The organism is Roseibium sp. SCP15 (genome assembly GCF_040329435.1).
In the GTDB taxonomy this organism is placed as follows: Bacteria; Pseudomonadota; Alphaproteobacteria; order Rhizobiales; family Stappiaceae; genus Roseibium.
In genome coordinates this window covers 589,966-615,258 of sequence record NZ_JBDZYI010000004.1, presented here as the reverse complement: position 1 = coordinate 615,258, position 25,293 = coordinate 589,966, and the positions used below count along the sequence as shown (strand labels likewise).

The window sequence follows — 25,293 nt, the reverse complement described above, 5'->3', positions numbered from 1 at the left end:
GAGGAAAGAAACAACTCTAAACAAAGCGTTGTATTAAGTGAAATCCACCACTAAGAAATCGACATGCTACGAACGACGTTCGCAATTTTTACATTATCATTCCCAGAATAGATAACTCATACGATCGTCATTATAATTCTATATTTTGATATACCTACACAACACCTTACTCTACGCTATAATTGCGCGATTATGAGTTGAGGAATTACAATTTTTACCAAGATTACAAATACTAACCCTAGGAGAGAAACAACCTTCCCAACTCTAAGTGAAATGACTTTTCAAGACCGGACGTCATCCTGAAAGAGCAGGTCAAAGACACAGAATGCCCCGGAAGACTTCGATAGACCTCGATATTGAAAAAGGCGAGCGTCGCCAGATTACTGCGCTTTTCTACGACATGGTTGGCTCCACGACGCTGGTCAACAACATGGACCTGGAAGATTTTCGCGAAATCCAGCACGCAATTCACGCTGCTGCTCATGGTGCGATCACATCACATGGCGGTCATCTGGACCTGCTCATGGGCGATGGAGGGTCGGCCTATTTCGGCTATCCGGTGGCTGACGAAGATGCACCGCAACGTGCTGTCGACGCAGGCCTGTCCATTTTGAAGGAGTGCAAACTCGTTCAAAGGGAACTGGACAACGACGTTCAGGTGAGAGTTGGCATTGCTACGGGTTCGGCAATCTCTGGCCAGGCCGGAAGCGGTGCTCTTGCTGAGCGCGACGAGATAATCGGCATTGCCCCGACTTTGGCGGCTCGCATCCAGGGAGCCGCCAAGATCGGAACCGTTGTCGTTTCCAATGCGACATACAGGGCAACGCGCCGTCTCTATTACTATGAGAGCCTTGGCGCCATCGAATTGAAAGGTTTCCCGCAACATCAGGCGCTTTGGCAACCATTGAGCAGGCGCAAGACCGGTGACCGGTTCGAAATGCTGCGCGACAGCGCCCAGCCTTTTCTCGCCCGAAAAGCGGAACTGAAAACCGCAAAGGCCAAGTGGCAGGATGCCCGCGATGGCCGCGGACAGGTCTTCTATATCCACGGTGAGCCGGGTATCGGAAAGTCGCGCCTGTGTCACCAGATCATGGAACAGGCCCGCAAGGAAGGCGCGCACGTGCTTGATTTCCAATGCGAGCCTTCATGTCAGGAAACGCCCTACTATCCGATTGTCAAAAGCCTGCGAAACGAAATCAGGAGAAGAGAACCCGATTTCGATTTCCACACCCCCTCCGCCGAGGTTCTGAAAAACGTCCTGAAACTTCCCGGTGTCCATCCGATCCGCATTTATGAAGCCCTCGCCTTCCTGCTTTCCCCACTGCAACAAGCCTCCTCGTCACAGGAAGTCGAAGCACCGGACATTGCAGACTCGGCCGTATCCCTGATGGTCGACGCGGTCATGGCGGTCGCAAGCCAGAAGTCTTGCGTTATCAAGCTGGAAGACTTGCACTGGGCGGACAGCCAGACCATCGAATTCCTCAGGCAACTGCTCGACAAAGTGAGTTCCGCTCCGATTTTCGTCATCGTTTCCTCTCGCGAAGCACCGGGGGAGAACTGGCACGGAACAGCAAATTTCACGACACTCTCGCTATCGCGCTTTGACGAAAACAGCATCCTCGAGCTGATCCAAAACTTTGCGGGTGCCACGCCACTCCCCCCGAAGCTGGCTGAAGCCATAGCAACACGATGTGAAGGTGTTCCCCTTTTCGCAGAAGAGCTCACACGCTTTGTTCTCGATCGTGGAGCCGAGGCCGATTTTGAAGAAACCGCCTGGGAAATGCTGTTCGAATCCGATGAAACCGCAAACCTGCAGGATTTGCTTGCAGCACGACTTGGAACCCTGGGACCTGCAAAATTCGTCGCCCAGGCGGCAAGCGTGATCGGCAGAAGCTTCAACATTCTGACACTCGCTGCCCTTCTCTCTTCCACGGGTGCGCAAGCGTCCACTGATGAGGCACTTGACCGCCTCCTTGCCGGCGGCTTTATCGAAGAGCAATCGAGCGAACTGGAAACGTCCTATCGCTTCCGACACTCGCTCCTTCAGCAAGCCGCCTACTCCGGTCTGCTCCGATCCAACAGGCGCACACTCCATACCGCGCTTTATCATCTGGCTGTTGAGAATGGCAAACTCGGCCAGCCTTTTACCAGCGCGGAACTGGCAGGACACGCGGAAGAAGCGCAACTGCCTCTGGAAGCTGTAAACCACTACATTGACGCGGCAAGGAAGGCGTCGATTCAATCGGCGTTGAAAGAATCCAGAACTCTGCTGAACCGCGCCCGCCTGCTCACCGGCAAGCTCAAGGACGAAGCTGTTTCGGCCGAACTGGAACTGGAGATCGTCAAATTGCTTGGTCCTGTCGTCGCGACCCTGGACGGCACAGGATCGGAGGAAGCTTCCTCGCTTTACAGCCGCGGTGTAGAGCTGCTGCGCCAGGTTCCATACGCGGACCGCGCAACCGGCTTTCCTCTTTACTGGGGCTATTGGTTCACCGCAGGCAACTTCAAGATACAACGCGAGCGGGCAGAATTGCTTCTCAGGGACCTGGCTGGTTCAAATGACCGGGAAGTCGAGCTGCAGGCCCATCATTGCAGATGGGCAACTGCGTTCAACACCGGCAATCACGAGGACTGCCTGAACGCCATCGCCAAAGGTCTGGAGCTTTACAGCGAAGGCGAAGCCCTCGATCATCGAACCCGATATGGCGGTCATGACGCGCGCGTGTGCGGCCTCGGCGAAAAGGCCCTGTCGTCTTGGTTTGTCGGCCAGACGGAAACCGCTGTGACCTACATGGAAGAAGCTGAGGACTGGGCCCGCAATATCGATCACATCGGAAGCAATTGTCACGCCCTGGACATCGGCATCATGCTCTACCGATACCGCAGCGATATAGATCAGGTGGCCAATCTGGCGCGCCGCATGCACAACGTCGCCTCGGAACACGAACTCAAGTCTCTGGAGGCAAAAAGCCTAATTTTTGCCGGATGGGCCGACGGCATGGCCGGAGACCCTGCGCGCGGCCGGGCAAAGCTCTCCCAAGGCCTGACCATCCAGCGGGAAATCGGCACTGAAGAAGATTTTCCGGTTTATCTGGAAATGGCAGGAGAGCTCGACGGACAACTCGGTCAGTGGGAAGACGGCGCAAGATTGCTTGGTTCGGCGATTGAACGCGCAGAAGAAGCGGGGCACGCCTTCTGGCTTGCAGAACTCTATCGCCGCCGCGCACGGCTCTATAATTCAATTGGTCATCGAGACATGGAAGTCTCGGCAGACCTGTCGCGCGCAGATGAAATCGCGGCGCAACAGAATGCCAGCGTTCTTGTCCTGAGAGCATTGACGGACAGGATGATCCTGCTTTCCGAGAAGGTGACGCCCGGGTTGATAGAGCGGACAAAGAATGTTCTGGAAGACCTGGAACCCGGACCGGAACAGGATCGTGCAACAAGCCTCCTGTCCAGCTTCCTGGGTTAGCGGGCCTGTTCGTACCAGTGCACAATGCCAGGTTGATGGCAGAACGTTGCGAGGAAGAGGAAACCCGGCTCGCCGGTTTGTAGCACGCTTGTGTCAAGTGCGAAAAAGATCAGACCTGAGCCGAGAACCTACCAGCAAGTTTATTCTGCGCTACTGGCCGGAACAGCAACCGGCTTCGCATCACGCCCATGATCCTTTTGATCCAGGATCCAATCCCTGACCTTCGCGCAATTCTCGTTGAGCGGTTTCTGCTTCGGTGTAATGACATAATAAGCATTACCCGTTCTGAAAGTGTGGTCGGTCACCTTGCGCAAGCGATCGTTTTTCAGGAAACCACCAACGAGATGCCGCCACCCCAGGGCAATTGCGTCGCCATCCAGCGCCATCTGCAGCACTGCCACATATTCATTTGCCCGCATTCCGCGCACCTTGTTTGCTCCGCTGACACCTGCCGACCTCAACCAGTCACGCCAGGTCGCCGCATATCGATACGGTTCGTCCAGATGCGCGAGATGGTGGTCAAGCAGTTGATGCGGAAGCTTGGGCACGCCATTGGTTTCCAGATAGGCTGGCGACGCCACCGCAATCAGCTCTTCAACCGCGAACCGGTCACAGTGATATCCCGGCCAGTTTTTTGGTCGTCCACCCCGAATGCCGAGCGGAATGTCTTCAGCTGCAATATCCAGATCCCGGTCGGCCGTGTGCAGCCTCAATTCGACATCTGGCAGGTCGGTGCGCATTTGTTGCAGTCGGGGTGCGATCCAGAGCGTTGCGAAGGCTGTCGAAACCGAAAGCGTGACAACATCGTCGGGTGGTTTCGTTCGAACTGCGCTGATGCCCTGCGCCAACTGATAAAGACTGCTGGTCACCTCTACATGAAGACGGCTTCCTGCCGACGTCAGGGTGACATCCCTGTGACCGCGCTCGAACAGAGGCTGCCCGATCTCATCTTCAAGCGTTTTGATCGAATAAGAGACCGCAGACTGGGTCATGCCCAGTTCCTGGCCAGCACGCGTGAAGGACCCAAGCCGGCCAGCCGCTTCGAAAGCGACCAGTCCGCGAAATGACGGGAGAAGTCTGCGCAAGTTTGTCATGAAAAAATCTTATGCCAAGCATGATAATTTTCAAGCGTCACAAGGACTCTCAAACGACTTAGCATCGATTTCGGTGCTACCAGTGGAGGGCGTGATGACCGAGACCCATGCAGCGCAGACTCAAGAAGGGCCTGTCGAGACAAGGACGCAGTCGCGATCGGGAGGACGTGCAGGGAGACGAGCCAAGCGATCCACCGCGCCCACTTCCATTTCTCGTCCCTATATCGCTCGTAATCTTCCTCCCCATGACATTCTTTCCGAAGAGAGCCTTTTACGCATCGAAGATACCGCAGATGCGATCCTGGCCGAGATCGGCATCGAATTCCGTGATGACCCGGCTGCCTTGGACCTTTGGAAAAAGGCCGGGGCGGAAGTGGAAGGCGTTCTCGTCCGTTTTCCCAAAGGACTGATCCAGGAGCTTCTGAAGACCGCTCCAGCCGAGTTCACCCAGCATGCACGCAATCCGGCCAACAACGTGGTTATCGGTGGCTCGAATGTCGTTTTCGCTCCTGCCTATGGCAGTCCATTCGTGATGGATCTGGATGAGGGTCGTCGATACGGCACCATCGAGGATTTTCGCAATTTCATCAAACTCGCCCAATCCTCTCCATGGCTGCATCATTCGGGCGGTACGATTTGCGAACCGGTGGACGTGCCGGTCAACAAGCGACACCTGGATATGGTCAAGGCGCATGTCACGCTGTCCGATCGCCCGTTCCTCGGATCCGTGACCGCAGAAGAGCGGGCGGAAGACTCCATCGACATGGCAAGACTTGTCTTCGGCCGGGAATTCGTCGAACAGAACTGCGTGATCATGGGCAATGTAAACGTGAACTCCCCGCTGGTTTGGGACGGTACCATGACCAGGGTGTTGCGGGCCTATGCGCGGGCCAATCAGGGCTCCGTCCTGGTGCCGTTCATACTCGGCGGTGCAATGGGCCCGGTAACCGTTGCAGGCGCGATTGCCCAGGCCCATGCCGAAACCCTGGCCGGATGTGCCCTCGCCCAGCTCGAGCGTCCGGGTGCACCCGTCGTCTACGGCAATTTCCTGTCGTCCATGAGCCTGAGATCTGGCTCGCCCACATTCGGCACACCTGAACCCGCATCCGGATCGCTGGTTGTCGGTCAGCTGGCGCGAAGACGGAAGCTGCCGCTCAGATGTTCCGGCAATTTCACCACTTCGAAACTGCCGGACGCCCACGCCATGAACGAAGGCACGATGTCGATGCTGTCGGCAATCAACTGCGGGGCCAACTTCGTTCTTCATTCCGCTGGTTTCCTTGATGGACTGCTGTCGATGTCCTACGAGAAATTCATGATGGATGCCGACTTCTGCGGGTCCCTGCATACCTTTCTCGACAGTGTCCGTGTCGATGACAATGCACTCGCTCTCGATGCATTCCGCGAGGTTGGCCCTGGCAACCATTTCTTCGGCTGCGACCACACAATGCGGAACTACGAGACCGCCTTTTTCGACTCTGCCCTTGCCGACAACGATCCGTTCGAAAAGTGGCAGGAAGGCGGATCAATCGACGCCGCTACGCGGGCGAACACTGCCTGGAAGAAGACGCTTGCCGACTATCAGGCCCCTCCCCTTGATCCGGCAATCGAAGGCGCCTTGAACGACTTCATCGCCCGCAAGAAAGCTGCATCCGAAGATCTATGGTACTGAGGCCTGCCCATGAAAATCACAAACATTCGCGTGACCCATGTCAACGTTCCCTTCGATGCGCCTTTCTGGTGGACCGGCGGTCTTTATCCGGGCGCTTCCAAATCGATCATCGAAGTTGAAACAGATGGAGGTGTTGTCGGATTGGGCGAAGCGCCCTGGTATCATTTCGGCGAAGTGATCAAGAGCGAGATTGCACCGGCCCTTATCGGTGCTGATCCGCTTGACATCGCCGATTGCGAAAGCCGATGCGTCCCTCCTTGGCAGATAACCGCCAACACCGGTGAAGGAGCGGCCTCGGTCGCCTTCGGTGCAGTGGAGATCGCGCTCTGGGACATCCGGGGCAAGGTCTTCGGACTGCCACTTTACAAGCTGCTTGGCGGGGCCGTTCGCAAGCAAATCAAGTTCTCCGAGTACTTCTCCTTCCGTCCCGAGCATCATGGCGCCGGGGGAGAAATGACCGCTGAAGCCATTGTCGACTACTGCCAGAGAATGCAGGAAGAACACGGATCAACGATCTTCGAAGGCAAACTGATCCTGGGCGATCCGGAGCTCGAAATCAGAACCGTAAGACTGTTGCGCGAAAGACTTGGCGAAAAAGCCCAGGTCAAGCTTGATTCCAACATGCAGTATTCGCTGACGACAGCGCGCTGGCTTCTGCGGGAACTCGAGCCTTTCAATATCCGAAATTACGAAGACCCCGTCGCCACCTTTGAAGAAATGGCTGCGCTCAGGCAGCACAGCATCATTCCGTTTTCCACCCATGTCCCCGACCTGAAGCGCGCCGTTGCGCTTGGAGCACCCGACAATTTCGTCTGTAATTTCGCAGCCCTGGGCGGCATCTCGAAAACACTGAAATTCATCGCGGCCTGCGAGGCTATGGGCAAGGGTTTCTGGTGTTACTCTAATGACCTCGGCATCATGACCGCCGCCTATCTTCATGTGTCGGCGGCGACACCATTGATTACGGAAAGCTCTCAATCCCTGTTCCGCTGGCAGGTCGGCGACGTGATCAAGAATGGCCCCTTCCGGCAGACGAACGACGTCGTCACCGTTCCAGAAGGACCCGGGCTCGGTGTTGAACTCGACCCCGATGCCATGAGGCACTGGGCAGCTGAATTTGAGAAGAACGGCCCCATGAGCCATTTTCATGATCCGGCCAATCCGAAACATCACAGAACCCTGCCCCTGAACTGACTTCAGTTTGGACCGGACATTTCGATTGGACCAGGTATTTGCGGGACCGCTCAGTCGATCTGGGCGGTCGCCTCAATTTCGATCAATGCATCGTCTTCGATCAATCCTGCAACCACGACAACGGACATGGCAGGGAAATGGCGCCCGAAAACCCGGCGATACGCTGCCCCGACGTCCTTCTGGCGCGCAAGATATTCACGCTTGTCGGTAATGAACCAGGTCAGACGAACGATGTCGGTGACTGAACCACCTGCTTCCTCGACAATGGCGGCGATGTTCGCAAGCGTCTGCTCCATCTGTCCGACAAAATCGTGGGTTTCGAACACCTGATCCTTGTTCCAGCCGATCTGACCGCCGACATGCAGTGTCTGCCCTTTGGTCAACATGCCGTTGGCATAGCCTTTCGCGGGCGCCCAGCCTTCCGGTTGAATGGTTTTGCTCGTCATGGCTCCTGACTTTCCTTGTGTTGTTCCAGTCGCGCTTTGACCTCTTCAGGCCAGGGGGCCGGTCTTCCTTCAGCCGACACGTGCACGAGTGTCAGCCCGGTTTCAAAACGCAATTCATCTTCACAGCTAGCAGTAATGATCAGCGCGCAACTCGTCCGCCCGACCTTTGCAACACCAAGCGACAGAATCAGCTGGTCCCCGTGTCGGCTCGGTGCGGCAAAGCGGGTTCTGATTTCTGCCGTCGGCACAGCCGCTTCCCGGTGGATCTCCTGAAATGGCCAGTTCAGGACCTGCGCAAAAAACGTCTCGACACAATCGTTCATCATCTCGAAATAGCGGGGATAGAAAACGATCCCCGCCGGATCGCAATGCTTGAACAGAACTGGTTGATCGAGGCGAAACATCAGATCAAACCCCGATATAGCTTGCAGCGACGTCGTCGTTGAGCTCGTCAAGCGTACCGAACCAGACCGATTTGCCGCGTTCCAGGATCGTCGCGCGGTCACAAACGCCCTTCAGCTCGCTAAGCGATTTGTCGATCACCAGAATGGACAGGCCGGTTTCCGCCTTGAGGCGCCGGATGACGGCCCAGATCTCCTGGCGGATGATCGGGGCAAGTCCCTCGGTCGCTTCGTCCAGGATGAGCAGCTTCGGATTGGTCATGAGCGCACGCCCGATCGCCAGCATCTGCTGTTCACCGCCTGACAGTGAATAGGCCTGCTGGTCACGGCGCTCTCCCAGTCTCGGGAAGAGGTCGATCACCCGCTCAAACGTCCAGGCACCGCTTCGGGCCGCCGCAATCAGGTTTTCATGGACCGTCAGCGTGCCGAAGCACCGGCGGCCTTCCGGCACAAGACCCAATCCGAGGCGCGCAGCACGGTGGCTGGGCAGACGGGTCAGGTCGTGACCATCGAATTCAATCCTGCCTTCCGCCTGCAGCATCCGGCAGATGCATTTGACCGTCGTGCTCTTTCCCATGCCGTTGCGGCCGAGAAGTGCAAGGACTTCTCCTTCGCTGATCTCTAGATCGACCCCAAAGAGCGCCTGACTGGCACCGTAGGATGCCGTGACATTTTCAAGTGTCAAAAAGCTCATGCATCCTCTCCGAGATAAGCTTCGCGCACCGCGGCGTCAGCCCGGATTTCTTCGACTGTTCCGGTTGCAATCACTTCGCCGTAGACAAGCACGCTGATCCGGTCCGCAAGTGCAAAGACCGCGTCCATGTCATGCTCGACCAGAAGAATTGGAGCCTCGTGACGCAGCTCGTCCAGGAATCCTGTCAGGCGCTTCGAGCCTTCCGAGCCCATACCCGCCATCGGTTCGTCCATCACCAGTGCTTTCGGGCGCAGCGTCAGGGCAACGGCAACTTCCAGCTGACGGCGTTGACCATGGCTGAGCTCGGCCGTTCTCACACGCGCATGATCTTCCAGTCCGACACGGACCAGAGCTTCTTCAGCCGTCGCACGCAGGTCCTGGTCCTTCAGCACGTCTTTCCAGAAGCGCCACGGATTACCGCTTGCACCAAGAGCACCCAGCAGCGCGTTCTGCAGGACAGTATCTTCCATTGCCAGAGACGAGATCTGGAAAGTTCGTCCCAATCCCGCCCGGGCGCGCGCACGGGCCGTCTGGTGTGTCACGTCTTGACCCAGGAGTTCAACACTTCCCGCATCCGGCTTCAGCGTTCCGCAAATCTGACCGATCAGCGTCGACTTGCCGGCACCATTGGGGCCGATGATCGCATGGATTTCACCGGGAAACAGATCAATTGAGATGTTCCGGCTGGCTCTCAGGGCACCGAAACTTTTGCAGATGCCCTTTGTCTGCAGAACGGGATCAGTCATGCGCAGCCTCCCGTCCCGAAAGCATTCCGATCAATCCACCACGACCGAACAGGACAACAACCAGCAACAGCAGACCAAGATAGATATGCCAGTAGTCGCTCAAGCCCCCCAGCCAATGCTCCAGGGCCACGAAGGCGAGTGCCCCGATCACCGGACCGAACAGACGCCCGACACCACCAAGGATGATGAAGATGATGATCTCTCCGCTCAGTTGCCAGCTGAACATGGTCGGGCTGACAAACCGGTTGAGATCGGCGAACAGAGCCCCGGCCAGTCCGGTGATGACACCTGAAATAACAAATGCGATCAGCTTGAGCCGCGTCGGGTCCAATCCAACCGTCTCTACCCGCATCGGAGCCTGGCGCGCTGCGTTGAGTGCCAGGCCGAATGGCGACTTCGAGAGTTTCCAGGCGAAAATCAGCACGACGCAGAGCAGTGCAAAACAGAGACCGTAGAACTGGATCGGCGCGAGCGTGTTGAGGCCGGGAAAACCGTTCCTGACATAGATCGACAGACCATCTTCACCGCCATATTCAGCCCAGGAGATGGCGAAGAAGAAGAACATCTGACCGAAGGCCAGGGTGATCATGATGAAATAGACACCTGTGGTTCGCAGCGACAACGCACCGATGACCAATGCGGCTAGGGCTGACAGACAGACGGCCACCAGCCAGATCACGGGCATTGATTTCGTTCCCTCGATCAGGAACGGCCATTCGGCAAGCGCCGTGTAAGTCTGCGCGTGATGCGCCAGAATACCCATCGCATAGCCACCAATCCCGAAAAACACAGCATGGCCCAGACTGACAAGCCCGCCGATACCGAGTGCGATATTGAGCCCGATGGCGGCAATCGCGAAGATAGCGGCGCGAGTCATCAAGGTGATGGTGAAAGGTTCGTCGGCGTAAAGTGCCCATGCAGGTATCGCGACAAGGGCCAGTAGCGTCAGAGCGTTTACGTAAGTTTCCCTGATCATGCGCGCGCTCCAAACAGACCCGCCGGACGCAGAACCAGGACCGCTGCCATCAGGATGTAGATGGCCATTGAGGCCAGCGAAGATCCGATCGACGTCGCCGTTGATGGATCAAAGAAGAGTTTCAGCAGCTCGGGCAGGAAGATGCCGCCGAGCGTGTCGGTGAGCCCAACGAGGATGGCTCCGATCAAGGCCCCCTTGATGGATCCGATGCCGCCAATGACGATCACAACGAATGCCAGGATGAGAACGGGCTCTCCCATGCCCACCTGCACCGACTGGATGGCTCCGACAAGCGCGCCCGACAGACCTGCCAGCGCTGCACCCAGTGCAAACACGATCGTATAGAGCTTGGCAATGTCGATCCCGAGCGCCGCGATCATCTCGCGATCGTTCTCTCCGGCGCGGATCTGAACGCCCAGACGCGTCTTGGAGATCAACAGGTAAAGCCCCAGAGCAACCAGAAGGCCAACCACGATCAGCGTGAGCCGATAAAGCGGATACTCGATCCCGCCCGGCAGCGTGACCGGTCCGGACAGGAAGTCCGGAACATCGAGGAACAGCGGAAAGGAGCCGAAGATCCAGCGCGTTCCTTCCGAAAAGATCAGGATCAGCGCAAAGGTCGCCAGAACCTGATCCAGATGATCCTTGTCATACAGTCGCCGGATGACGACGAGTTCGACAAGGGCTCCGGCAATAGCGGCTCCTGCCAGCGCGGCAATCAGACCCAGAACGAAGGACCCGGTTGCGGCAGCAACGGCGGCGGCACAGAAGGCGCCGATCATGTAGAGCGAACCATGGGCAAGGTTGATCAGACCCATGACGCCGAAGATCAGTGTCAGACCGGCGGCCATCAGGAACAGCATGATGCCGAATTGCAGGCCGTTCAGGACCTGCTCAATGAGCAATATCAGAGACATTGATTTCCCGTTGAGAGCACCGGCGCGAGAAACCGCGCCGGTTTTCGGTCAAGACTTACATGTTGCAATCGGACCAGTACGCGTCGGCATGACTGGTCAACGCCGTCCCGATGATCTTGTTGGTATAAACGTCACCTTCCTTCACGACTTCACGAACGTAAATGTCCTGGATCGGATGATGGTTCGGACCGAACTTGAACTCACCGCGGGTCGATTGGAATTCGGCAGCTTCCAGTGCAGCGCGGAACGCATCCGCATCCTTGACGTCGGCCTTCTCCATTGCAGACAGAAGCAGGTTCGCGGTGTCAAAACCCTGAGAGGCATAAAGCGACGGCAACCGGCCATATTCGGCCTGGAACGCTTCCACGAACGCCTTGTTGGCCGGATTATCGATGTCCTTGTTCCACTGGCTGGTGTTGACGATACCGAGCGCTGCATCCCCTACTGCCTGCAGGATACCCTGGTCGAAGGAGAATGCAGGGCCAACAACCGGAAGATCGACACCGGAGTCCTTGTACTGCTTCAGGAAGGAAATCCCCATGCCACCCGGCAGGAAGAAGAAGACGCTATCAGCGCCTGAGGCCCGGATCTGAGCGATTTCTGCCGCATAGTCAGTCTGTCCCAGCTTGGTGTAGAGCTCACCGGCCAGATCGCCCTTGTAGAAACGCTTGAACCCGGTCAGAGCATCCTTGCCCGCCGGATAGTTCGGCGCGAGGATGAAAGCATTCTTGTGACCGGCGAAATTCGTGTAGGCCCCGGCAGCTTCATGAAGATTATCGTTCTGCCAGGCGACGTTGAAGTAATTCGGATGACAGCCCTTGCCTGCCAGCACGGACGGGCCGGCATTCGGCGACAGATAGAACTTGCCCTGGGCAGTCGCTGCGGGAACAACCGCCATTGCAAGGTTTGACCAGATGATGCCGGTCAGCACATCCACCTTTTCCGACTGGATCATCTTGTCGGCCAGTTGAACGGCGATATCCGGCTTGCGCTGATCGTCTTCAATGACGACTTCGAGGTCTTCATTTCCGGCCTGCTTGACGGCGAGCATGAAGCCGTCCCGTACATCGATCCCCAGACCGGCACCACCACCCGACAGGGTCGTGATCATGCCAACCTTCACCGGTTCGGCCATCGCGCCGGAAAGTCCGACCGCCAATGCGGCGGCTGCCGCCATTGTCACCAACTTCATTTCTTGCTCCTATTGGTCTTTACGCCTGCAGTTCCCACTCAATTTTTTTTCAGGCCAGTGGCACTTGAATTAACAAGTTGCCAAAAGCATAGGGCAATCAATTATTTATTGATCTCCTGCGTGCCCCTTTCCGCAGAAGTTGATGGTGTTGTCCCTCACGCGTCCGGTCGGAGCCGGAATCGCTGGATCTTGCCTGTTTCGGTCTTTGGCAATGTATCGGCGAACACGATCGAGCGCGGGTATTTATACGGCGCGATCGTTGCTTTGACATGATCCTGAAGCGCTTTACACAGCTCATCAGAAGGTTCGGCATCTTCTGCCAGGACCACATGCGCCTGAACGATGGCTCCGCGCGCTTCGTCCGGCATGCCTATGACGGCGCATTCCAGCACGGCAGGATGCGCCAGAAGCGCAGCTTCGACCTCCGGTCCGGCGATGTTGTACCCGGCGGAAATGATCATGTCGTCGTTGCGGGCGGCGAAATGGAGATGCCCGTCCTCGCTCATCGAGAAGCTGTCTCCGGTGATGTTCCAGCCATCCACGACGTACTGAAGTTGACGGTCATCAGCCAGATAGCGGCACCCGGTGGGACCACGCACCGCCAGTTTGCCAACCTCTCCATCGGCAACCGGCTTGCCGTCCTGACCAAGGATCTTCACCTCGTATCCGGTCACCGGTTTGCCGGTGCAGGCGGGTTTGTGGTCCTCGAACCTGTTGGAAACGAAGATGTGCAGCATCTCGGTTGCACCGATGCCGTCCAACATCGGTTTACCGGTCTTTTCCATCCAAGCTTCGTAAACAGGAGCCGGCAGGGTCTCACCCGCCGAAACGGCAGCCCGAAGAGACGACAGGTCGGCCCCTTCTTCCATGGCGCGCAACATCACCCTGTAAGCTGTTGGCGCGGTGAAACAGACCGTGGCTTTGTATTTCTGGATGATGTCGATCATGTTCGGCGGCGATGCGTTTTCCAGCAACGTTGCGGCGGCTCCGAAACGCAGCGGAAAGATAGCCAGACCGCCGAGGCCGAAGGTGAAGGCAAGCGGCGGAGATCCGACAAAGATATCGTCAGGAGTAACCCCGAGAACTTCCTTGGCATATCCATCGGCGATGATCAGCAGATCGCGATGAAAATGCATGGTCGCCTTCGGCGTCCCGGTCGATCCGGACGTAAAGCCGAGCAGCGCCACATCGTCCCGTCCGGTCGGCACCGCATCGTAGAGAACGGGCTTTTCAAGGGCCAGGCGGTCCAGTTCGGCATCGTGATTGGAGGTTCCGTCGAACCCGACAACCTTTTTCAGGAAAGACGATCCCTTTGCACAGCTCACCAGTTCCGTCATCAGGCGCGTGTCACACAGGGCGAATTCGATCTCCGCCTTGTCGACGATCTTGGCCAGTTCTCCTGCGCGCAGCATCGGCATCGTGTTGACGACAACCGCACCGGCCTTCGTTGCAGCCAGCCAGCAGGCAACCATGGCCGGATTGTTCGCAGAGCGGATCAGCACCCGGTTCCCCGGCTTGACACCCAGGTCTTCGGTCAGAGCATGAGCCAGACGATTGGTCCAGTCGGCAAGTTCCTTGTAGGTGCGCCGCCTGCCGTTTCCGATCAGCGCCGTGTGATCGCCAAAACCTTGCTCGACCATCCTGTCGGTAAGCTCGACGCCGGCATTGAGACGCTCGGGATAATCGAAACCGTCGAGCAGAAATTCAGGCCATTGGTCTTCTGGCGGCAGATTGTCCCGCGTGAAAGTATCGGTATGTGCGGAAGGACCAAGCATGGTTCAGTCTCCCTGGAAAGCGCCAAGTGTCTGGCGCGCAATGATGATTTTCTGAACGTCCGATGCACCTTCATAGATGCGCAGGGCTCGGATTTCACGATAGAGTTTTTCAACCGCCGTGCCGGACCGGACACCATCGCCGCCATGAAGCTGAACCGCCTTGTCGATCACCTGCTGTGCCTGGTCGGTGGCAAAAAGCTTGGCCATGGCAGCTTCGCGCGTCACACGAGGCGCACCGCTGTCCTTTGTCCAGGCAGCCCGGTAGATCAACAAGGCCGCGGCATCGACATCCATCGCCATGTCGGCAATATGCCCCTGAACCAATTGTAGATCAAAAAGGGGCGCTCCTTGAATTTCGCGCGCTGTAACGCGCTGCAACGCTTCATCCAAGGCCCGGCGGGCGAAGCCGAGCGCTGCCGCGGCGACTGTCGAGCGGAAGATATCCAGTACAGACATGGCAACCTTGAAGCCGTTGCCCGGAGCACCGATGAGATTTGCCTTCGGCACACGGCAATCGGTGAAGCGTAGCGTTGCCAGGGGATGCGGTGCAATCGTCTCCAGCCGCTCCACCACTTCAAAACCACTCAGGTCCGGCGTCACGATGAACGCGGAAAGCCCCTTGGCGCCGGGAGCCTCTCCAGTGCGGGCAAAGAGCGTATAGAGATCGGCGATACCACCATTGGATATCCAGGTCTTCTCGCCGTTCAGAACATAGTCGTTGCCGTCTTCGGTGGCGGTCATTGTCGAGTTGGCGACATCCGAACCGGATTGCGGCTCGGTCAGCGCAAAGGCTGATACCGCTGACCCCGAACGTGTACGAGGCAGCCATTCGGACTTCTGTGCGTCTGTCCCGAACAGGGAAATCGCTCCGGTTCCAAGGCCCTGCATGGCAAAGGAAAAGTCGGCCAGCCCGTCATGGCGCGCCAGAGTTTCCCGTATCAGGCACAGGCTTCTGACATCGAGGTTTCCATCCGGGTTGCCCGAATGCCGCAGGAACCCTGCGGACCCAAGGTCCTTGACCAGTTTGAGGCACGCGGCGTCGGTATCCTCGTGACCCACATGCGCAAGATTGGATTTAGCCCAGCTCTCAAGCTCGACAGCCAGATCTCTGTGCCGGTCTTCGAAAAACGGCCACTGAAGGAAAGTCTTGTCCGCCATCAGTCGCCCTCAAACACCGGTTTTTCCTTGGCAACAAACGCCTCGTAAGCGCGGCGGAAGTCATTCCCCTGCATGCAGATCGCCTGAGCCTGTGCTTCGGCCTCAATTGCCTGCTCCAGGCTCATCGACCATTCCTGCGCCAGCATGGTCTTCGTCATGGAGTTGGCGAATGTAGGTCCTGCGACGATCCGGTTCGCCATCTGCATGGCCGCTCCGTCCAACTCATCGGCATCAACAAGCGAGTTGAAGAACCCCCAGGAGTATCCCTCTTCGGCCTTCATGGACCGACCGAGGTAAAGCAGTTCCGCGGCGCGTCCCTGGCCGATAATCCGAGGCAGGATCGCACAGGCTCCCATGTCGCAACCTGCAAGCCCGACCCGGTTGAACAGGAAGGCAACCTTTGCATCCGGCGTGGCGATCCGAAGATCCGACGCCATCGCCATGATTGCGCCGGCACCTGCACATATGCCGTCAACCGCGGAAATGATCGGCTTGCCGCACCCCAGCATGGCCTTGACCAGATCACCTGTCATGCGGGTGAAAGCGAGCAGCTCCTTCATGTTCATGCGCGTCAGCGGGCCGATGATGTCATGCACATCCCCACCGGAGCTGAAGTTGCCGCCGTTCGGCAGGATCACAACTGTGTGGACCTCATCTGAATAATGCAGGTCCCGAAACCAATCCCGCAGTTCCGCGTAGCTTTCGAATGTCAGCGGGTTCTTCCGTTCAGGTCTGTCCAGAGCAATCCGGGCAATCCCGTCTGCAATGTCACAGCGAAAATGTGAAACGTCACTGCGCATGATCGCTCTCCTTGTCTGAATGATGGCTCAGGACCACGTCGAGCGCCGCTGAAACAGCGTCGATATCCTCAACTGCCCAACCGTCCAGCAGCTTGTTGATCCAGTTTTCATGATGATGGGCCAGCTCTTCAAAGGCTAGCAGACCTTTCGGCGTCAACTGTGCGAGCTGTGCCCGCTTGTCACCCGGCACTGCAACGCGAAGGGCAAGCCCTTCTTCCGTCAGCTTGTCGACAATGCCGGTCACGTTGCCGTTCGAGACCTTCAGAAAATTCGAAAGGTCGCTCATCTTGAGACCATCAGGAAACCGGGCCAACGCCGACATGACGTCGAAGCGCGGCAATGTGGTGCCATGCTGGTCGCGCAGGTTCCGGCGAATTTCCGCTTCAATCCCGTTGGCGGCCTTCAAGAGCTTCAGCCAGATGCGCAAGCGTGCCTTGGAAAGGGGCTCCTGCTTCGATGTCGTTTCAAGCGTCAAAGCTCGCCTCCCGAAAGGCTCAATGCCTGACCATTGATGGAAGCTGCACTGTCCGAGCAAAGCCAAAGCGCTGTCTCGGCAACTTCGGAAGGTTGAATGAACCTGCCTTGCGGGTTGTCTGCCTTCAGGGTGTTGGCGGCTTCTTCCCGGCTCATTCCGGTCTTTGCAACGATATTGTCGATCGACCGCTCCAACATCGGCGTCTCGACAAACCCGGGGCAGATGGCATTGACGGTGATGCCGGTTCTCGCCAACTCTTTTCCAAGCGCCCGCGTCAATCCGACGACTGCGTGTTTGGCGGCACAATAGGCACTGACATAAGGATAACCTCTGAGCCCGGCGGTCGAGGCAACGGCGATCATCCGCCCCCAGCCATTCCCCTTCATGTCCGGCAACGCGGCCTGCCACACATTGGAAACACCAATCAGGTTGACCGACAACATCGACTGCAGCACGTCAGCCTTCATTTTGGCAAAGGGAACGCTTTCAGCCGCTCCGGCATTGGCGACGACCACATCAATTGGTCCCTGCTCAGCTCGTGCGGCATCGCAAGCCGCGGCGACAGCCCCTGGATCGGTAACGTCACACAGCTGGTAGGGAAGCGACTGCGCCGCCAGCGTTTCTTCCGTGCGCCCGAAAATCGTGACTTTGGCCCCTGAGTTCGCAAAGGCCCGGGCGCAGGCAGCACCGACGCCGCTGCCGCCACCTGTAACAAGAATATGCCGGCCCTTCACACTCATGCCCGCAGCATCTCCGCTTCCCGGTCCGCAAGCCGCCACGTCTGATCGCGTCCCGCCAGATACGGCATCGGCCAATCGGTGGCATTCCGATCACCGATCTTGCTGGCCTCATGCAGCGTCCAATAGGGATCTGCCAGATGAGGGCGGCCAACGGCCACGAGATCCGCACGCCCTGCCATCAGAATGGAGTTGGCATGGTCGGCTTCATAGATATTTCCGACCGCCATGGTCGTCAGTCCACCGTCATTACGGATGCGATCAGAGAACGGCGTCTGGAACATGCGGCCATAGACGGGTTGCGCATCAACGGACGTCTGCCCGGCCGAAACATCGATCAGATCGACCCCGGCCTCATTGAACATACGTGCAATTTCAACAGCGTCATCCGGCGTGATACCGGCATCGCCGACCCAGTCATTGGCGGAGATGCGCACCGACATCGGCTTGTGTTCCGGCCAGACGGCCCGCATGGCCCGGAAGACTTCCAACGGCCAGCGCATCCGGTTTTCAAGCGAACCGCCATAATCGTCCGTGCGGACATTCGAGACTGGAGAAATGAAGGACGACAGCAGATATCCATGCGCCGCGTGCAGCTCGATCATGTCAAAGCCTGCCCGGTCGGCCATTTCAGCAGCGGACACGAACTGAGCCTTGATTTCATTCATTTCATCAAGGGTGATTTCGCGCGGTACGGCATTGTTCTCAGACCATGGGATCGCCGATGCGGACACAAGCTCCCAGTTGCCGCCAGCCAGGGGTTCATCCATGCCTTCCCAGCCGATATTGGTCGATCCCTTGCGGCCCGAATGGCCGATCTGGCAACAGATTTTTGCATCGGTCTCGGAATGCACGAAATCCGTCAAGCGCTTCCAGGCGGCTTCGTGTTCCGGGGCATAGAGACCCGGGCAGCCCGGCGTGATCCGTCCTTCGGCACTGACACAGGTCATCTCGACAAAAACCAACCCGGCTCCACCCTTGGCACGCTCACTGTAGTGAACGAAATGCCAGTCGGTCGGCGCGCCGTCGACTGCCTTGTACTGGGCCATCGGCGACACGACCATGCGGTTCTTGAGCTCCATCTCCCGCAGCTTGAACGGCGTGAACATTGGCGCACGCACCGGCGCATCAGAGGGGACGCCCGACTGGTCCATGAACCAGCGCTCGGCCGATTCCAGCCATTTCGGATCACGCAGGCGCAGGTTCTCGTGACTGATCCGCTGAGACCGCGTGAGCATGGAATAGTTGAGCTGCACCGGATCGAGATGCAAATAGCGCTCGACATGCTCAAACCATTCCAGCGAGTTTCGCGCCGCGGACTGCAGACGCAACACTTCCAACCGGCGATCCTGCTCGTATTTGTCGAAAGCGGACTGCATGTCCGGCTCGCTGTGCAACAGATCGGCCAGCGCAATTGCCGATTCAAAGGCAAGCTTGGATCCTGAGCCGATGGAAAAGTGCGCCGTCGCAGCCGCATCACCCAGGAGAACCACATTTTCGTGACTCCACTTTTCACAAAGCACCCGGGGAAACCTGATCCAGGCAGAGCCGCGAATATGGTTCGCATTGGTCATGAGAGCGTGACCACCCAGATGATCCTTGAAGATTTCCTCGCAGGTCCTGATGCTTTCCTGCTGGCTCATCTGACCGAAGCCGAAGCCGTCAAATGTGTCTTGAGCACATTCGACAATAAACGTCGCCGTGTCGTCATCGAACTGGTAGGCGTGCGCCCAGACCCAGCCATGCTCGGTTTCCTCAAAGATGAAGGTGAAGGCATCAGAGAATTTCTGGTGCGTTCCCAGCCAGACGAACTGGCACAGCCGCTGGTCGATGTCAGGCTTGAACGTATCGGCGTAAAGCGTCCGCGTTTTGGAGTTCAAACCGTCGCTGGCCACCACCAGGTCATACTCCTGGCGATAGTCTTCGGCGCTTTCGACTTCGGTCTCGAATTTCAGATTGACGCCAAGTTCACGTGCGCGCTCCTGCAGCAGGAGCAGCAGCTTCATCCGGCCGATGCCGCAGAACCCGTGTCCGGAAGAGACAAGACGCTCCCCCTTGAAGTGAAGCGCAATGTCATCCCAATAGGCGAAGTTTTCGCCAATGGACTTGGCACTGACCGGATCGTTTGCCGCAAGGTTCTCCAAAGACTCGTCGGAGAGCACCACGCCCCAACCGAACGTGTCGTCAGGGCGATTGCGCTCGATCACGTCGATCTCGTGAGACGGATCACGCAGCTTCATGGAAATGGCAAAATATAGCCCGGCAGGCCCACCGCCCAAGCAAGCAATCCGCATGGTTTCCTCCCGTTGCTGCGAACAGGAGTAGCGAAACACAGATCCGAATTTCCTTCAAGCCTAAAATTTCAAACTTAAAATATATTCATGAATTCAAATCACAGTCGACTTTCTGAACGGGGTCTCCAAGGCAAATTCTGGGACGTAAGACACTGACTTTAAAAGGATTGTCGTTCCTGCGAAGGCAGGATTCCAGGTAATATCAGCAAGCGTTACTTCGTGACACAGGAGTAGAGCCCCCGGGTCTCCCGAAGATTGCCCGGGATGACAACGGTGCTAGAAGTTCCTCAAACTCGGATTAGGCTCACCCTTCATTCGGGGCATAGTCCGCAGGATCTATACTGTCGGGGCGGCCTTCAAGCGCAAGCTGCGTCTGACGGGGTTGAGTTGTCGCGATGACATTGCCACCCTTTACAACAGCAAGCCGCGTCGCCTTGAGCCGGATTGCCTCGATCGTGTCGCGCGCCTGGAGCAGGACGAAGTCTGCCTTGCAGCCTTTTTCAACACCATATCCTTCCAGGCCCAGAGCTTTTGCCGGATGGGTGGTAACGCATTCATAGCAATATCGGATTGCTTCCCGGCTGGTCATCTGTGCAACGTGAAGACCCATGCTGGCAACCTCCAGCATGTCTCCGGATCCCATGGAATACCAGGGGTCCATTACGCAATCATGGCCGAAGGCGACATTGATGCCGTAGGAACGCAGTTCCGGAACACGCGTCTGGCCGCGCCTTTTGGGATAGGTGTCGTGCCTGCCCTGGAGCGTGATGTTGATCAGCGGATTGGCGATCGCATGTACCTCAGCCTCCGCCATGAGAGGCAGAAGTTTGGAAACATAATAGTTATCCATCGAATGCATGGAAGTCAGATGCGATCCCGCGACCCGGCCCTGCAGACCGAGACGCTGGGTCTCATAGCCCAAGGTTTCGATGTGCCGTGACATCGGGTCATCGGTTTCATCGCAATGCATATCAACCATCAGACCGCGATCTGCAGCAATCTCGCACAGACGCTGAACGGATCTGGCACCGTCCTCCATCGTCCGCTCGAAATGCGGAATACCGCCGACGATATCGACCCCCATATCCAGCGCCTTCAAAAGGTTCTGTTCCGCGGTCGGCGAGCGATAGAGGCCGTCTTGCGGAAAGGCGACCAGCTGAAGATCGATATAGGGTTTGACCTTTTCACGAACCTCCAGAAGCCCTTCAACCCCCGTCATCCGATCATCGCAAACATCGACATGGCTGCGGATCGCAAGAAGGCCTTGAGAGACCGCAAGATCGCAGTACTTCAGTGCACGCTCGACGACAGCATCGACTGTGAGAATTTCCTTGAGCTCACCCCAAAGCGCAATGCCTTCCAGCAAGGTTCCGCTCTGGTTCATGCGCGGCAGACCAAGAGAAAGCGTCGCATCCATGTGGAAATGACTGTCGACGAATGGCGGTGACACCAGCTTGCCACCCGCGTCCAGCACATTGCCTGCATCTGCCTCTATTGCCGGCTCCACAGCTTCGACAAGGCCACCCCTGCAGGCGATGTCGACACCGGTGCGGCCATCGGGAAGGTTTGCATTCTTGACGAGAAGATCAAAACTCATGGGGCAATCCTGTCAGCGTTGACCACGGAAATAGGGAACGAGCAACGCGCGCGGATAATCCGCCTTGCGCGCAACGATTATCAGCGCCGCAATGGACAACAGGTAGGGCATCATCAGGAACACCTGCCCCGGAATGAACGTGCCGACTTCGGTCTGCAGGCGAACCTGAAAGGCATCGAACGCTCCGAACAACAGAGCTCCCAGCAACGCCTTGCCCGGTCGCCAGGAGGCAAAGACCGTCAGGGCGATACAGATCCAGCCGCGGCCATTGACCATGCCGAAGAAGAAGGCGTCAAAGGCTGACATCGTCAGAAACGCTCCACCCAGCGCCATGATTGCCGAGCCGACGACAACAACGCCGATCCGAAGGCCGTAAACGGAGAGCCCCTGCGACTCCACCGCCGAAGGGTTGTCACCAACAGCCTGAATGGCAAGACCAAGCGGCGTGCGATAAAGCACATAGGCCGTCACGACGACCAGCAGCAAGGCCAGAAAGGTCAGCGAGGTCTGCTGGAAAAGGGCTGGTCCGATAAACGGCAGATCCGACAATACCGGAATGTTCAAGGGCTCGAATTCATCGATACGCGGCGGCGACGAAACATCCGGCAGCGCCGTGCGATAGATGAAATAACTGAGCGATGTCGCAAACAGCGTCACCCCGACCCCGGACACATGCTGCGAGAGCCCCAGCGGCACGGTCAGGATGGCATGGATCAGGCCGAAGAACGCCCCCGCAAGAGCCGCCACCAGAACGCCACCCCAAAGGCCCGCTCCTAGCCAGACCGCCATCCAGCCCGCCATGGCGCCAGCGGTAAAGATGCCCTCAATACCAAGGTTCAGAACCCCTGCCCGCTCACAGACAAGGGCACCGATGACACCGAAGATGAGCGGCGTCGCAATCCTCAAGGAAGCTGCCCAGAAGTTCGCCGATATCAGGATCTCCAGAATATCACTCATTCTGCTGCCTCCTTCGTGCTGGCGGCGCCGACAAAGCGGATCTTGAACCTGAGAAACAGGCCCGAAACCAGAACGCATAACAGCGCCATGGCAACGATCAGGTCTGCCAGGTAGTTGGAAACGCCGGTTGCACGCGACATGGAATCCGCGCCGACAAAAATACTCGCGATGAACAGCGCTGCGAAGACAACACCGATCGGCGACAATCCGGCCAGCATGGCAACCACGATGCCCGAATATCCGAAACCGGGAGACAGATCCGCGGTGAGATATCCTTTCAATCCGGCAACCTCGCCAACACCTGCCAGTCCGGCAAGCGCGCCGGAAAGAAGTCCCACGCGAATGAAGGTTGCGGTGACCGGAATACCGGCATGGCGGGCGGCGGCGGCATTTTCCCCGACAGCGCGGATCTCAAAGCCCCAGACTGTTCGTTTCAACAGGAAGTAGACGCCCAGTGAGGCGACGAGCGCCACGATAAGTCCCCAATGAATGCGCATGCGCGCCATCAACTTGGGCAAGGCCGCTTCGTCAAGGATTGGCTCTGACTGCGGCCAGCCCATGCCCATCGGGTCCTTCATCGGTCCTTCCAGCATCATTTGAACAAACAGCAGGATGATGAAATTCAGAAGCAGCGTCGTGACGACTTCATCGACGCCAAGTTTGGTCTTCAGAAGTGTCGGCCCGAGCATGACAAGCCCACCGGCAAGCGCGCCTGCCAGGACCACAGCAGGGATGAGAATGTAGGACGGACCGGACAGGAAACCCGTGCCAACGGCGACAGCTGCCAGCGCACCGGCGTAAAGCTGCCCCTCCGCCCCGATGTTCCAGAGCTTGGCTCGGAAGGCGACAGCGGCCGCAAGACCGGTCAGGATCAACGGCGTTGCCCGCGTCAGCATTTCGGTAAAGGCAAACATCGACCCGAAGGCGCCCTTGGCCATGAGACCATAAGCTTCGAAGATGGAAAGACCCGCAAACAGCATCGGGATCGCCGCAAGGATCAGTGCGGCGACAGCCGCGATAATCGGCACGGCAACCATTCTGGAAACGGCGACCGGGCCTCTCGGTTCAAAGCGGATCATGCAGCGTCCTTTCCAGAGTGCCCGGCCATGCGAAGACCGAGCGTCCCGCGATCGAGTGTTTCCGTCGGCTCCGCACCTGACAGGTGACCACGGTGGATCACGGCGATCCGGTCGGACAACCGCATCAACTCGTCAAGGTCTTCCGAAATCAGGATGACCCCGGCGCCACGGGCGCGGGCGGCAAGCAGGCGCTTGTGAACATCTGACGTCGCACCGACATCCAGCCCTCTGGACGGCTGCGCCGCCAGAACCACCTTGGGTTCGGTTTCCAGAGTGCGGGCAAGAACGATTTTCTGGATGTTGCCGCCCGACAGCAACCGCGCCGGGCTGTCCTCACTCTGACAACGAATGTCGTAGGCCTTGATCAACCGTCTTGCACGTTCGCGCATGGCGGCAAATCTGAGCAGACCGTAGCGCTGGTTCTCAGGCTTGCGAATGGTTTCAATGGCAAGGTTTTCAGAAACACTCATGGCTCCGACAATGCCATCGTGGTGCCGGTCTTCGGGAATGCGGGCCAGACCGATATCGATCATTGTGCGTGCACTGGCATGATCCAGGTTGACATTTTCTAACGTCATCGTGCCCTTGGCCGGTGTTTCGAGGCCTGAAATCACCCGGGCAAGCATCGCTTGCCCGTTGCCGGAAACGCCGGCAATTCCCAGAATTTCGCCGAATTTCAGATCAAGGTAGATGTCATGCAGCGCTTCCCGGCCCTGTCCGGCCGATATGCCACTCATGACAAACAAGTGCTCACCGGCCTGTCCCGGCTCCCGCACTGTTTCGGTAATCTCATGCCCGACCATCAGTTCCGCAAGCTGCCGTTGATCACACCCTTCCGTCGGCAGATCGGCAACCTTGCGGCCGCCTCGCAGCACGGCGACGCGATGGGAGGACGCGATAACCTCTGCCAGCTTGTGCGAAATAAAGATGATGCCGAGCCCTTCCGCTGAAAGTTTCTTCAGCGTGGCAAACAGCGTCTCGGATTCCTGAGGTGTGAGAACCGCAGTGGGCTCGTCAAGAACCAGCACTCGCGCATCCCGGTACAGAGCTTTCAGGATCTCGATCCGCTGTTTCTCTCCCACCGAAAGCTGGGAGACCCTCGTGTCCAGGTTTACCGTCAGACCGGAACGCTCCATCAGGTCGGTCAGTTTCGCGCGCGCAGGTGCTCTCGCCGACTTTAGTGCGGACAAGGGCTCGGTACCCAGAAGGATATTGTCGAGCGCACTCAGGTTTTCCGCCAGTGTGAAGTGCTGATGAACCATGCCGATACCGGCTTCCAGGGCCGCGTGCGGAGAACCGGGTTCAAGGTCCGACAAACCTTGTCCTTCCCGCGCAACAAGTACTTTGCCCTCATCGGCCACATAGTGACCGAACAGAATATTCATCAGCGTGGTTTTGCCAGCGCCGTTCTCACCCAGAAGCGCAAGGATTTCACCCCGCCTCAACTCGAGGGTCACATCACCATTTGCTGTCAGCGCACCAAAACGTTTGGTGATGCCATCCAGCTTGAGAACGAGCGGGGCGTCGCCTGGCGGAAGCGCCATACCGACCTCCGGAAATCGTTTGAAGCAAATTTGACCGGCCGCGGCGTCGCACACCACGGCTAAAGAGGTCCGG

The 25,293-nt window shown here is 57.7% G+C and carries 21 protein-coding genes; 3 read left to right on the top strand and 18 right to left on the bottom strand.

All coding sequences use genetic code 11. From position 1 onward, the window contains the following. Positions 1–325 precede the first annotated feature (325 nt). Positions 326–3,472, top strand: coding sequence for an AAA family ATPase (locus ABLO27_RS22675; protein WP_353035981.1), 3,147 nt, complete (start codon positions 326–328; stop codon positions 3,470–3,472). A gap of 140 nt (positions 3,473–3,612) precedes the next feature. On the opposite strand, the gene ABLO27_RS22670 is transcribed toward ABLO27_RS22675, so the two are convergent. Continuing rightward, positions 3,613–4,566, bottom strand: coding sequence for a LysR substrate-binding domain-containing protein (locus ABLO27_RS22670; RefSeq protein ID WP_353035980.1), 954 nt, complete (start codon positions 4,564–4,566; stop codon positions 3,613–3,615). Between the two features lie 94 nt (positions 4,567–4,660). On the opposite strand from ABLO27_RS22670, the gene ABLO27_RS22665 reads away from it, so the two are divergent. Further along, on the top strand, positions 4,661–6,238 hold the full coding sequence (locus tag ABLO27_RS22665) for a trimethylamine methyltransferase family protein (protein WP_353035979.1): 1,578 nt from the start codon (positions 4,661–4,663) through the stop codon (positions 6,236–6,238). A gap of 9 nt (positions 6,239–6,247) precedes the next feature. Continuing rightward, positions 6,248–7,432, top strand: a complete 1,185-nt coding sequence (locus tag ABLO27_RS22660; RefSeq protein WP_353035977.1) for a mandelate racemase/muconate lactonizing enzyme family protein — start codon at positions 6,248–6,250, stop codon at positions 7,430–7,432. Between the two features lie 50 nt (positions 7,433–7,482). Here ABLO27_RS22660 and ABLO27_RS22655 read toward each other — a convergent pair whose 3' ends face one another. From ABLO27_RS22655 to ABLO27_RS22575, 17 genes are all read right to left on the bottom strand, one after another. After that, complete coding sequence (locus ABLO27_RS22655) at positions 7,483–7,878, bottom strand: RidA family protein (RefSeq protein ID WP_352941293.1); 396 nt, start codon at positions 7,876–7,878, stop codon at positions 7,483–7,485. Beyond that, positions 7,875–8,282, bottom strand: a complete 408-nt coding sequence (locus ABLO27_RS22650) for an acyl-CoA thioesterase (RefSeq protein WP_353035976.1) — start codon at positions 8,280–8,282, stop codon at positions 7,875–7,877. The genes ABLO27_RS22655 and ABLO27_RS22650 overlap by 4 nt, the downstream gene beginning before the upstream one ends. Before the next feature lie 4 nt (positions 8,283–8,286). After that, complete coding sequence (locus ABLO27_RS22645; RefSeq protein ID WP_353035974.1) at positions 8,287–8,973, bottom strand: ABC transporter ATP-binding protein; 687 nt, start codon at positions 8,971–8,973, stop codon at positions 8,287–8,289. After that, positions 8,970–9,719 carry an ABC transporter ATP-binding protein gene (locus ABLO27_RS22640; protein ID WP_353035972.1) on the bottom strand — a complete coding sequence of 250 codons (750 nt, stop codon included), beginning with the start codon at positions 9,717–9,719 and terminating at the stop codon, positions 8,970–8,972. The genes ABLO27_RS22645 and ABLO27_RS22640 overlap by 4 nt, the downstream gene beginning before the upstream one ends. Then, a complete protein-coding gene (locus tag ABLO27_RS22635) occupies positions 9,712–10,695 on the bottom strand; it encodes a branched-chain amino acid ABC transporter permease (protein ID WP_353035970.1) in 984 nt (327 codons plus the stop codon). The genes ABLO27_RS22640 and ABLO27_RS22635 overlap by 8 nt, the downstream gene beginning before the upstream one ends. Further along, positions 10,692–11,612, bottom strand: coding sequence for a branched-chain amino acid ABC transporter permease (locus ABLO27_RS22630; RefSeq protein WP_352941303.1), 921 nt, complete (start codon positions 11,610–11,612; stop codon positions 10,692–10,694). The genes ABLO27_RS22635 and ABLO27_RS22630 overlap by 4 nt, the downstream gene beginning before the upstream one ends. A 55-nt stretch (positions 11,613–11,667) precedes the next feature. Beyond that, the gene (locus ABLO27_RS22625; RefSeq protein WP_353035969.1) at positions 11,668–12,804 is read right to left on the bottom strand and encodes an ABC transporter substrate-binding protein; all 1,137 of its coding nucleotides are present in this window, start codon (positions 12,802–12,804) and stop codon (positions 11,668–11,670) included. 155 nt (positions 12,805–12,959) lie between these two features. Then, positions 12,960–14,579, bottom strand: a complete 1,620-nt coding sequence (locus ABLO27_RS22620) for an AMP-binding protein (RefSeq protein WP_353035967.1) — start codon at positions 14,577–14,579, stop codon at positions 12,960–12,962. A gap of 3 nt (positions 14,580–14,582) precedes the next feature. Further along, entirely contained in the window at positions 14,583–15,737 is a 1,155-nt protein-coding gene (locus ABLO27_RS22615) for an acyl-CoA dehydrogenase family protein (protein ID WP_353035965.1), read from the bottom strand. Beyond that, complete coding sequence (locus ABLO27_RS22610) at positions 15,737–16,537, bottom strand: enoyl-CoA hydratase family protein (protein WP_353035964.1); 801 nt, start codon at positions 16,535–16,537, stop codon at positions 15,737–15,739. The genes ABLO27_RS22615 and ABLO27_RS22610 overlap by 1 nt, the downstream gene beginning before the upstream one ends. Beyond that, a complete protein-coding gene (locus tag ABLO27_RS22605) occupies positions 16,527–17,012 on the bottom strand; it encodes a MarR family winged helix-turn-helix transcriptional regulator (RefSeq protein WP_353035962.1) in 486 nt (161 codons plus the stop codon). Before ABLO27_RS22605 ends, ABLO27_RS22610 begins: the two co-directional genes overlap by 11 nt. Continuing rightward, on the bottom strand, positions 17,009–17,752 hold the full coding sequence (locus ABLO27_RS22600; protein ID WP_353035960.1) for an SDR family NAD(P)-dependent oxidoreductase: 744 nt from the start codon (positions 17,750–17,752) through the stop codon (positions 17,009–17,011). The genes ABLO27_RS22605 and ABLO27_RS22600 overlap by 4 nt, the downstream gene beginning before the upstream one ends. After that, complete coding sequence (locus tag ABLO27_RS22595; protein ID WP_353035959.1) at positions 17,749–20,043, bottom strand: bifunctional salicylyl-CoA 5-hydroxylase/oxidoreductase; 2,295 nt, start codon at positions 20,041–20,043, stop codon at positions 17,749–17,751. The genes ABLO27_RS22600 and ABLO27_RS22595 overlap by 4 nt, the downstream gene beginning before the upstream one ends. A 304-nt stretch (positions 20,044–20,347) precedes the next feature. Beyond that, positions 20,348–21,640, bottom strand: a complete 1,293-nt coding sequence (locus ABLO27_RS22590) for an amidohydrolase family protein (protein WP_353035957.1) — start codon at positions 21,638–21,640, stop codon at positions 20,348–20,350. A gap of 12 nt (positions 21,641–21,652) precedes the next feature. After that, positions 21,653–22,597: an ABC transporter permease gene (locus ABLO27_RS22585; protein WP_353035956.1), complete on the bottom strand. Its 945-nt coding sequence runs from the start codon at positions 22,595–22,597 to the stop codon at positions 21,653–21,655. Next, positions 22,594–23,676, bottom strand: a complete 1,083-nt coding sequence (locus ABLO27_RS22580) for an ABC transporter permease (protein ID WP_353035954.1) — start codon at positions 23,674–23,676, stop codon at positions 22,594–22,596. The genes ABLO27_RS22585 and ABLO27_RS22580 overlap by 4 nt, the downstream gene beginning before the upstream one ends. Continuing rightward, positions 23,673–25,220 (bottom strand): ABC transporter ATP-binding protein, encoded by a 1,548-nt coding sequence (locus tag ABLO27_RS22575; RefSeq protein WP_353035952.1) that lies wholly within the window; start codon positions 25,218–25,220, stop codon positions 23,673–23,675. The genes ABLO27_RS22580 and ABLO27_RS22575 overlap by 4 nt, the downstream gene beginning before the upstream one ends. Positions 25,221–25,293 lie beyond the last annotated feature (73 nt).